The organism is Planktotalea sp., assembly GCF_049680325.1.
Classification (GTDB): Bacteria; Pseudomonadota; Alphaproteobacteria; order Rhodobacterales; family Rhodobacteraceae; genus Planktotalea.
On sequence record NZ_JBAUHO010000323.1, the window covers coordinates 1 to 10,523 of the forward strand.

The following is a 10,523-nucleotide window of genomic DNA, read 5'->3' on the forward strand; positions in this document are numbered from 1 at the left end:
AATGGCGGCATCATTCATGCCTATGGCTCGAACGCGCGTATGGGGCAGGGCGAATGGATGGTTGTGGAAGCGGATGAAAGCGACGGTACGTTCAACCGTCTGCCCGCGACCATTGCGATTGTGACCAACATCGACCCCGAGCATATGGAGCACTGGGGCACCGAGGAAAACCTGCACAAGGGTTTCCTTGATTTTACCTCTAACATCCCGTTCTACGGCGTTGCGATCTGCTGCACCGACGATGCCGACGTGCAGACCCTTGTGGGCAAGCTGACGGACCGCCGTGTTATCACCTATGGTTTCAATGCGCAGGCAGATGTGCGCGCAGTGGGCTTGCACTATAAAGGCGGCGTTGCGCAGTTCGACATTCATTTGCAAAACGAAGATCAGGTGATTGAAGGCTGCTCTTTGCCGATGCCCGGCGATCATAATGTGTCCAACGCCTTGTCCGCGGTCGCGGTTGCGCGCCATTTGGGCATGTCGGGCGATGAAATTCGCGCGGCTTTGGCGGGTTTTGGCGGTGTAAACCGTCGCTTTACCAAGGTTGGCGAAGTGGGCGGCGTCACGATCATCGACGATTACGGCCACCACCCGACCGAGATTTCAGCCGTGCTGAAAGCCGCGCGGCAAGCCTCTGAGGGACGCGTCATCGCGGTACATCAGCCGCACCGCTACACGCGTCTGCACCATCACTTCGAGGACTTCTGCGCCTGCTTTAACGAGGCTGACGTCGTTGCGATTACGGATATTTACGCGGCGGGCGAAGACCCTATCGAAGGAGCGTCGCGCGATGATCTGGTTGCAGGTCTGATCCGCCATGGCCATCGCGATGCACGTGCGATTACCACGGAAGACGATCTAGCCAAACTGGTAAAAGAACAAGCACAGCCCGGCGATATGGTCGTCTGCCTTGGTGCGGGTACGATTTCGGCTTGGGCCAATGCATTGCCTGCAAAGCTGAAGGCATGAGCCTTTCGCTGACGTTCGGGGCGATCTATGTGCTCTGCGCGGCGGTGGTGGCGATGTTGCCGATCCGCCGGCAGTATTGGCCTGCGGGCATCATGCTTTTGTTGGCTCCGGTCTTGTTAGGTTTCATCGGATATCAACACGGATGGATCTGGTTCTTCCTGGGCATGTTTGCCTTCTTGTCGATGTTTCGCAACCCGCTGCGTTACTTGTGGCGCGTCGCTAAGGGCGAGCGCCCGGAGCTGCCGGAATGAGTACCTCACTTGTTTTGGCGCTTGTTTGGTTGGTCATTGCGAATGTGATCGCGATGTTTCCGTCCAAGGACTATCATTGGCGCAACGCCTATGTGCTGATCGGGCTTGGTATTCCATTGCTCGGCTGGGTCTGGGCGCAGAACGGGTTTTGGATTGCTTTTGTCATCCTGATCGCGGCAATGAGCGTGCTGCGTTGGCCGGTGATCTATCTTATGCGCTGGTTCAAAGGGTTGCTCGGGCGCTAGGATTTGTTTCGCGCGCGAAACAAATTGTATTTATTAACAAACGGTTAACGAAATCCCCTGTCGTTTTTCGTGAAACTTTCCCCGCAGATTCCGGCTTGAAATTACGGGGCGGTAGCCCAACATCTATCCCATGAACAGACGGGAATTCACACGCGGACTTATGTCCTTGGGGCTGGCACCGGCGCTACCGTTGCCTGCTTTATCCGCAGGCGCGGCAAGCACAGCCGGGGCGACGAGCGCCACGGCAAGTCATATGTATTTCATGGGCTGGTATACAGCCCGAATGAACGAGACTTGTTCGCCCGAAATGCTGGTGTCCAAGCTGAAGGTCAAACCCGATGTGGCGCACGAGATTTTTGGCAAGCTGGTGTCAAGCAACACAGTCTCTGCGCCGAATGCTCTTGGCATCAGTCAAACCATTGATCCTTTGCCGCAGCGTTTCAAAGTGATGTCTGCGCGCGCGGTAAAGCCTGACCTTATCGAGGCGACGGACACCGCGCCGAAGAAACCCGCGCTAAAGGCGGAGCAAAGCCGAGAAGTTGAAGAGGATGCGCAGGTGCAGATTGAGGATGATGTCCTCATAGATGGGCAAACCGATGCGCTATCCGTTGAGCAATCCACGCCAGAAGATGTGAGCGAGCAAGAGCAGGGCGGCGAGACTCTTTTCAAAGCGGACGATACGCTTTAGAGGAAGGCAACCTTTTTTAGCGAGCGTTCCATGACCGACTTTTCCCATATTCGCGGCAAGATCACGATGGATCGCCCATTGGCTGATCTGACCTGGTTGCGCGTCGGCGGACCTGCGCAGATGTTTTTCCAGCCAGCGGACGTGGATGACCTTCAGGCGTTTCTGAAAGCCCTGCCGCTAGAAACAACGGTGTTCCCGATGGGGGTCGGATCAAACCTGATTGTGCGCGATGGCGGTATCAAGGGGGCTGTGATCCGCATGGGGCGCGGCTTTAACCATATCGAGATCGAGGACGATCAGGTGCGCGTTGGCGTCGCGGCGCTGGATGCGCATGTGGCGCGCAAGGCGGCCGATGCAGGGCTGGATCTGACGTTCCTGCGCACCATTCCCGGCGCTATTGGCGGCGCGGTGCGGATGAATGCGGGCTGCTATGGCAGCTATGTTGCAGATCATTTCGTGAGCGCGAGCGCCCTGACGCGCGCAGGCGAGGTGGTGCAGATCGGTGCGGATGAATTGGAATTCGCATATCGGCAAAGCAATTTGCCCGAAGGCTGGGTGCTGACAGAGGCGGTATTGCGCGCACAAAAGGGTGATCCCGATACGCTGCACGCAAAGATGCAAGAGCAGCTGCGCAAGCGCGATGAAACCCAGCCCACCAAGGACCGCACGGCAGGCAGCACCTTTCGCAATCCTGCGGGGTTCTCGTCAACAGGGCAGGCCGATGACACCCATGAGCTGAAAGCGTGGAAGGTCATAGACGAAGCCGGCATGCGCGGCGCGACCCTTGGCGGCGCGCAGATGAGCACCAAACATCCCAACTTTCTTATCAACACGGGTGGCGCAACTGCCGCAGATTTAGAGGGTTTGGGCGAGATGGTGCGAAAAAAGGTTTTCCAAACACAATCAATAGAGTTACACTGGGAAGTGTTGAGGATCGGCGAACCGGTCCCGCAATAAAAAAGGGAGCCTGATGAACAGGCCCCGTCGGTGAAAAAAGAGCGGGCAGCTCTTAGTAAAGTTTGAGGCACGAGTTGGGAATGTCGAGCAGGCAACCCCGCACTGTAGCTGTATTGATGGGTGGACCTTCGGCCGAGCGCGAAGTGTCACTTGCATCTGGGCGCGAATGCGTCACGGCACTGCGGGCACATGGTTTTGAAGTTGTAGAGATTGATGCGGGCGCTGATTTGGCGGCCCGCTTGATTGATCTTGCGCCTGACGTTGTGTTCAATGCCCTGCACGGGCGCTGGGGCGAAGACGGTTGCGTTCAGGGCCTGCTTGAATGGTTGAAAATCCCCTACACGCATTCTGGCGTTCTTGCCTCTGCCCTTGCGATGGACAAGCAACGGTCCAAGGAAGTGTTCCGCCAAGTCGGTCTGCCGATTGTTGAAAGCATTATTGCACCCGCCGCAGATGTGCGTGCGCGTCATGTGATGGATGCGCCCTATGTGGTGAAGCCGAATAGCGAAGGTTCGTCCGTTGGCGTTTATCTGGTGAATGAGGGCGCCAATGGTCCGCCGCAGCTGTCTGATGATATGCCCGAGTTTGTGATGGTCGAGGCCTTTGCGCCGGGCCGCGAGTTGACGACAACTGTTATGGGCGATCGCGCTTTGACGGTGACGGACATCTTGACCGACGGTTGGTATGACTATGACGCCAAGTACAAAGAAGGCGGCTCGCGCCATGTTGTACCTGCTGATCTGCCGAAAGAGATTTGGGATGCCTGCATGGAATATGCCTTGCGCGCCCATAACGCACTTGGGTGCCGCGGCCTGTCGCGCACGGATTTCCGCTGGGATGAAAGCAAAGGGCTTGCAGGGTTGATCCTGCTCGAGACTAATACGCAGCCCGGCATGACGCCGACTTCGCTTTCGCCTGAACAGGCGCAGGCTGTGGGCATCGGATTTCCAGAGCTATGCGGCTGGATGGTCGGGGACGCTTCATGCAACAGGTAGGCGCAGCAGGAGCAATGGGACAGGGCGCGCGAGTGCTCAATCGCTCAGCAAAGCGGCGCAAGTCCGATCCTGCGCCGTCGCGTTGGTCCTATCGTTTTCAGCGTTTGATGTTGACGCCGTTGTTTCGCTTTTCGCTTCGTGTTGGCGTGCCATTTGCACTGACCTGTTCGCTGGGTCTGGTTTATCTGTCCGATGAGGCGCGCCGCACCGAGTTGCAAGATGTCATCGCTGACATGCGCGCGAGCATCGAAGAACGCCCTGAATTCATGATAAAGCTCATGGATGTGAGCGGCGCGAGCGAGGAAGTGATCGCAGCCATTCACGAGATCGTTCCGATTTCTTTTCCCGTCAGTTCTTTCGATCTGGAATTGCCCGAAATTCAACGCACGGTGCAGGGGTTGAACCCAGTGCGGCGCGCGGATGTGCGCCTTCAGCCGGGCGGCGTTTTGCAGATCGTTGTGGACGAGCGCGAAACCGCTGCGCTTTGGCGGACCCGTGACGGGCTGTTCCGCATTGACGAAGAAGGCGTTTACATCGGCCTCGCGTTGGATCGGAGCGATCATCCGACATTACCGATCCTTGCAGGCGAGGGTGCGGATGAAGCCGTAACAGAAGCCAAAGCCCTGATGCAGATCGCTGCCCCGCTTGGCAGCCGTGTCAAAGGGTTGGTGCGTATGGGCTCGCGTCGCTGGGATGTGGTGCTGGACCGCGATCAACGCATTTTGCTGCCCGAAGAAGGTGCCTTGCGAGCATTAGAGCGCGTGATTGCGCTCGATCAGGTGCAGGACGTTATGGACCGCGATCTTGCGCGCGTTGATATGCGCCTTGCCCATCGCCCGACAATTCGAATGAACGAGAACGCCGTGCAAGAGCTATGGCGCATCAAGACGACAGCAGTGGAAGCCTCACAAAATGACTGATCTTTACAGCTCCCAACGCGCTATGCGCGCAATGAGAAAGACCGCGATGCAGCGCGGCGTGGTTGCGGTTCTGGATGTGGGTAGTTCTAAAATTGTCTGCCTGATCCTGCGATTTGATGGATCGGACAAGGTAAGCAGCGATGCAGATGGTGTCGGCTCGATGGCGGGGCAGACCGGTTTTCGGGTGATTGGCGCGGCGACAACGCGTTCGCGCGGTGTGCGTTTTGGTGAAATCAGTGCAATGTCCGAAACTGAGCGCGCTATTCGCACGGCGCTGCAATCCGCGCAAAAGATGGCGCAAATCCGCGTAGATCATGTGATCGCCTGTTTTTCCGGTGCCGAGCCACGTTCTTATGGTGTTGGCGGCGCTGTTGATATTCAAGGCCCGACTGTCACAGAGCAGGACGTCGCGCGCGTTCTGTCATCCTGCGATGTGCCTGATTTCGGAGCAGGGCGCGAAGTGCTTCATGCACAGCCTGTGAACTTTGCGCTAGATCACCGCTCTGGCCTGAATGATCCGCGCGGGCAGATCGGCGATCAGCTGACAACCGACATGCATATGCTGACGGTTGATGCCGCAGCGATCCAGAACCTTGCGCATTGCGTGCGCCGCTGTGATCTGGAGCTCGCCGGGGTTGCCTCATCGGCATATGTATCTGGTGTTTCCGCGCTTGTAGAAGACGAACAGGAATTGGGCGCGGCCTGCATCGACATGGGGGGCGGCGCGACAAGTATTTCGATCTTCATGAAAAAGCATATGATCTTTGCCGACGCGGTGCGCATGGGCGGCGATCATATTACGTCAGACATTTCAATGGGCCTGCAAATCCCGATGACCACAGCCGAGCGGATCAAAACCGTGAACGGCGGGGTCGTTGCAACGGGGATGGATGACCGCGATATGATTGATATCGGCGGGGACACCGGCGATTGGGATCATGACCGACGCCAGGTAAGCCGCGCCGAGCTGATTGGTATCATGCGCCCGCGGGTTGAAGAAATTCTGGAAGACGTGCGTGCGCGTCTGGATGCGGCGGGTTTCGATCATTTGCCAAGCCAGCAGATCGTGTTGACGGGCGGCGGCAGCCAGATCCCCGGTCTTGACGGTTTGGCGAGCAAAATTCTGGGCCAGCAAGTGCGCCTTGGACGTCCCTTGCGTGTCCATGGTTTGCCGGGCGCAACGACGGGGCCGGGCTTTTCCAGTGCGGTTGGCTTGTGCCTGTTTGCGGCCCATCCACAAGATGAATGGTGGGATTTCGAGATTCTTGAAAATTATCAAGGACGTTCGTTCAAAAGGGCCCTCAAATGGTTCCGGGACAACTGGTAGCCCCTACATCTACCCATTTACGCCATATCTGGCGGAATTTCGCTGAAAAACCTGCATATTTTGTGGGTTTTTTCGCTTTTTTGCGTGACGTCTCCGAATCGGTTGGTTAGACTAGGGGTGATTAGGCAGCAAAAAGGCCCGAAAATGGGCCAGCAGACACAGGCGGACAGAGCATGACATTGAACCTCACGGTGCCCGGACAGGAAGATCTTAAACCACGTATCACGGTATTTGGTGTAGGCGGGGCGGGCGGTAACGCCGTCAATAACATGATCGAGAAAGAGCTTGATGGTGTCGACTTTGTCGTGGCGAACACCGACGCGCAGGCCTTGCAACAATCCATGTCACAAAGCCGCGTACAGCTGGGTGTGAAAGTCACCGAAGGTTTGGGCGCAGGCGCGCGCGCTGCGGTTGGCGCAGCTGCTGCGGAAGAAAGCATTGAACAAATCGTCGATCACCTCGCAGGGGCGCACATGTGCTTTATCACTGCGGGCATGGGCGGCGGTACCGGAACGGGTGCAGCACCAATCATCGCACAAGCTGCGCGTGAGCTTGGTGTTCTGACTGTTGGCGTTGTGACCAAGCCGTTCCAGTTTGAAGGTGCCAAGCGCATGAAGCAGGCCGAGGAGGGCGTTGAAGCCCTTCAGAAGGTTGTGGATACGCTTATCATTATTCCAAACCAGAACCTGTTCCGTCTTGCGAACGAAAAAACGACTTTCACCGAAGCCTTCTCTCTTGCGGATGATGTGCTTTATCAAGGTGTTAAGGGTGTGACGGACCTGATGGTTCGCCCTGGTCTTATCAACCTCGACTTTGCCGATGTTCGCGCCGTGATGGACGAAATGGGCAAGGCGATGATGGGGACAGGCGAAGCAACGGGCGAGGATCGTGCGATCCAGGCGGCCGAAAAGGCGATTGCCAACCCGTTGTTGGACGAAATCAGCCTGCGCGGCGCGAAGGGTGTTCTTATCAACATCACGGGCGGTCACGATCTTACATTGTTCGAACTCGACGAAGCGGCGAACCGTATTCGCGAAGAAGTCGATCCAGATGCGAACATCATCGTTGGTTCCACGCTCGATACTGCGCTTGAAGGCGCGATGCGTGTTTCTGTTGTTGCAACAGGGATCGATGCCGTTGTTGCGCAAAACGATATGCCGGTTCCACGTCGCTCAATGGCGCAGCCTTTGAAGCAAGTTGAAGAGGTTCGTGAAGAGGAAGAGGTGGCCCATGTTGCGGCAACGCAAAGCACAGCAGAGCCATCGTTGTTTGAGGATGATGTAGACGTCCAGCGCGCAGCAGCATCCGAGCAAGCAGAAGATATCTTCGAAGATGACGCGCCGAGCTTCCAGCCCGAGTTGCCAAGCTTTATCGCGGATCGCGGTCAGCATCACGCCGCGCGTGCGCAGGTTGCAGAGGATCTGCCACCCCCTGCCTACCAGCCAGCAGCGTTTGAACCACAAGCCGCAGCAGAGCCGGAGCAGGCGGCCTATATTGCGCCCAAAGCACCCGGTCTCGGGTCACCTTCGCCAGAAGCGATGGCACGTTTGCAAGCCGCAGTTCAGCGAGCACCCGAGCATCACAGCGCAGCGCCAACCCATGCGCCTAGCGCCGATGTCGAGCGTCCACGCTTTGGCATCAATTCGCTGATTAACCGCATGACAGGTCACGCAGCAGAAGGCTCAGGCGCACCAGCGCCGCGTCAGCAGCCGCCCATGCAATCCGGCCATGCAGCACCTGCACCAAGCCCGGTTGCAGAAAGTGATCCAGAGCAAGAGCGCATTGAAATTCCCGCGTTCCTGCGTCGTCAGGCAAATTAATACCCCACTTTTATCTGGGGAAATCTGAAAAGAGGGCATCGAAAGATGCCCTCTTTTTCTATTAAGAACATGCACTTGACCCTATCCCCGTCAAAGGTAAGCAGGTTTCCGCCTGCCTGCCGAAAGGGCATGTTTCAGACCGTTACAAAGTTTGAGTTGAGCCTTTGGAGGTTGCTGGTTACCAGACTGTTAACAGCGATGCAGGGTGACCTGCGTGCATTTCAATCTGGTACCCATTGTGCAAACGACTTTGAAATCATCAGTGACTTTTACGGGCGTCGGGCTTCATTCTGGCGCGCCTGTCGCAATGACGGTTCATGCCGCTGCGAGCAATCATGGGGTTTGGTTCCGTCGCTTGGATGTGCGCGGGCAGGACGCATTGGTTCCAGCGCGCTGGGATGCCGTGAACCCGACACCGCTTTGCACCAAGATCGAAAATGCCGATGGCGTAACAGTTTCCACGATTGAACATATCATGGCTGCGCTTGCGGGTTGTGGCATCACCAATGCGATGATCGAAATTGATGGGCCGGAAGTGCCGATCATGGACGGAAGCTCAGCTGAATTTGTGCGCGGCATTCTTGCAAAAGGCGTTCAAAAACAAAGCAATGGCGGTTGGGCGCTGCGCATTCTCAAGACGATCGAAGTGCGCACCGAAGCGGGCTGGGCGCGGCTTGAGCCTGCGCGCAACCTGTCGATTGATTTCGCGATTGAGTTCGAAGACGCAGCGATTGGCCATCAGAGCAAATCGTTGAATATGGCGAATGGAACCTTTGTGCGCGAGCTGTGTGACAGCCGCACGTTCTGCCGCAACTCCGATGTTGAAGCGATGTATGCCCAAGGTCTTGCCAAGGGCGGCACCCTGGAAAATGCGGTCGTTGTTGACGGTGATCGCATTCTAAGCCCGGGTGGTTTGCGCCATACGGATGAGGCGGTTCGCCACAAGATGCTGGATGCTTTGGGCGATTTGTCGCTGGCAGGGGCCCCGATTCTTGGCCGCTACACTGGTATGCGCGCTGGTCATTCGATGACCAATGCTTTGCTGCGCGCGATGTTCGCGGACCCGTCCAATTATGAAATGGTGGACTGTGATGCCAGCATTAACGCCTATTTGCCTGGTGCAGGCGTCACCCGCAGCGAGATTCCTGCGGCTTACTAACATCAAAATTAAAAGAACCTAGCGTCTGTCCCAACATTTTGGGGCATTGCCATTTTGCATGGCGATATTATGTGCTAGGACCGAGTTGAAAACAGAGATAAAACTCTGACAGGTTCTATCAAAGGTGCTGCCATGAAACGCCAAACCGCACGTCTTTCCTTGACTGCTGCTGTCGTGTTTTCCATGACTCTTGCTGGATGTGGCGGGGGCGGTGGGGGCGTGTCGCGTTTCCTTGGTGGGCAGCCCAATGTACCGCTTGAAACCTACACAGCCGAACAGATATTTCAGCGCGGCGAGTTCGAGTTAGAGCGCAAGCGCGAGGACGATGCGGCCTTCTATTTCGGTGAGGTCGAGCGCCTGTACCCTTATTCCAGCTGGGCCAAACGCGCGCTGATTATGCAGGCGTTTTCCTATCATAAAGACAAAGATTACGAAAACTCGCGCGCATCTTCGCAGCGCTTCATTGATGTCTACCCGACCGATGACGATGCGGCCTATGCCCAGTATTTGTTGGCACTTAGCTATTATGACCAGATCGAGGACGTGGGTCGCGATCAGGGTTTGACGTTCCAGGCGTTGCAAGGTCTGCGCACTGTCATCGAACGTTATCCTGACAGCGAATATGCGCGTTCTGCGATTCTGAAGTTCGATCTTGCCTTTGACCATCTTGCGGGCAAAGAGATGGAAATCGGGCGTTATTATCTGCAGCGCGATCTCTATACCGCGTCGATCAACCGTTTCCGCGTTGTGGTCGAAGATTTCCAGACAACGACGCACACGCCCGAAGCTTTGCACCGCTTGGTCGAAGCCTATCTGTCGCTGGGTCTGACGGAAGAAGCACAGACCGCAGGGGCCATCCTTGGTCACAACTATAAAGGCACCGATTGGTACGAGGACAGTTTCAAGCTGCTCACGGGTCGCGGGCTGGAGTTGAAGGCGGCGGGTGATAACTGGCTGTATCAAGTCTATCGTCAAATGTTGCAAGGCAAGTGGCTGTAAGCGAAAATTTGCGCGCGCCTGACGCGCGCGGGGTCATCTAAATGCTGCGCACGCTCGATATCCGAGACATCCTGATTATCGACCATCTGGAATTGAATTTTCAGGATGGGTTGAATGTGCTGACTGGCGAAACGGGTGCAGGCAAGTCTATCTTATTGGATTCGCTTGGTTTTGTATTGGGCTGGCGGGGGCG

12 protein-coding genes are annotated in these 10,523 nt (G+C 56.5%); all 12 read left to right on the plus strand.

The features are described from left to right. The coding region (locus WBC85_RS14495; protein WP_424438715.1) for a UDP-N-acetylmuramate--L-alanine ligase at positions 1-969 on the plus strand (969 nt) is incomplete at its 5' end. Further along, a complete protein-coding gene (locus tag WBC85_RS14500; protein WP_424438718.1) occupies positions 966-1,220 on the plus strand; it encodes a DUF2484 family protein in 255 nt (84 codons plus the stop codon). The genes WBC85_RS14495 and WBC85_RS14500, both read left to right, overlap by 4 nt. Then, the gene (locus tag WBC85_RS14505; protein WP_424438721.1) at positions 1,217-1,465 is read left to right on the plus strand and encodes a DUF2484 family protein; all 249 of its coding nucleotides are present in this window, start codon (positions 1,217-1,219) and stop codon (positions 1,463-1,465) included. Before WBC85_RS14500 ends, WBC85_RS14505 begins: the two co-directional genes overlap by 4 nt. A gap of 130 nt (positions 1,466-1,595) precedes the next feature. Further along, positions 1,596-2,153 carry a hypothetical protein gene (locus WBC85_RS14510; RefSeq protein WP_424438724.1) on the plus strand — a complete coding sequence of 186 codons (558 nt, stop codon included), beginning with the start codon at positions 1,596-1,598 and terminating at the stop codon, positions 2,151-2,153. A gap of 30 nt (positions 2,154-2,183) precedes the next feature. After that, complete coding sequence (gene murB / locus WBC85_RS14515) at positions 2,184-3,110, plus strand: UDP-N-acetylmuramate dehydrogenase (protein WP_424438727.1); 927 nt, start codon at positions 2,184-2,186, stop codon at positions 3,108-3,110. A 116-nt stretch (positions 3,111-3,226) separates the two neighbouring features. Continuing rightward, positions 3,227-4,105 carry a D-alanine--D-alanine ligase gene (locus WBC85_RS14520; RefSeq protein ID WP_424438730.1) on the plus strand — a complete coding sequence of 293 codons (879 nt, stop codon included), beginning with the start codon at positions 3,227-3,229 and terminating at the stop codon, positions 4,103-4,105. Continuing rightward, the gene (locus WBC85_RS14525) at positions 4,093-5,025 is read left to right on the plus strand and encodes a cell division protein FtsQ/DivIB (protein WP_424438733.1); all 933 of its coding nucleotides are present in this window, start codon (positions 4,093-4,095) and stop codon (positions 5,023-5,025) included. The genes WBC85_RS14520 and WBC85_RS14525 overlap by 13 nt, the downstream gene beginning before the upstream one ends. Then, on the plus strand, positions 5,018-6,352 hold the full coding sequence (ftsA, locus tag WBC85_RS14530) for a cell division protein FtsA (RefSeq protein ID WP_424438736.1): 1,335 nt from the start codon (positions 5,018-5,020) through the stop codon (positions 6,350-6,352). The genes WBC85_RS14525 and ftsA overlap by 8 nt, the downstream gene beginning before the upstream one ends. Positions 6,353-6,525: 173 nt before the next feature. Further along, complete coding sequence (ftsZ, locus tag WBC85_RS14535) at positions 6,526-8,172, plus strand: cell division protein FtsZ (RefSeq protein ID WP_424438739.1); 1,647 nt, start codon at positions 6,526-6,528, stop codon at positions 8,170-8,172. A 238-nt stretch (positions 8,173-8,410) separates the two neighbouring features. Continuing rightward, on the plus strand, positions 8,411-9,331 hold the full coding sequence (gene lpxC, locus WBC85_RS14540) for a UDP-3-O-acyl-N-acetylglucosamine deacetylase (protein ID WP_424438745.1): 921 nt from the start codon (positions 8,411-8,413) through the stop codon (positions 9,329-9,331). Positions 9,332-9,463: 132 nt separating this feature from the next. Beyond that, complete coding sequence (locus WBC85_RS14545; protein ID WP_424438742.1) at positions 9,464-10,330, plus strand: outer membrane protein assembly factor BamD; 867 nt, start codon at positions 9,464-9,466, stop codon at positions 10,328-10,330. A gap of 41 nt (positions 10,331-10,371) precedes the next feature. Further along, a partial coding sequence (locus WBC85_RS14550; protein ID WP_424438748.1) for an AAA family ATPase occupies positions 10,372-10,523 on the plus strand: 152 nt, incomplete at its 3' end.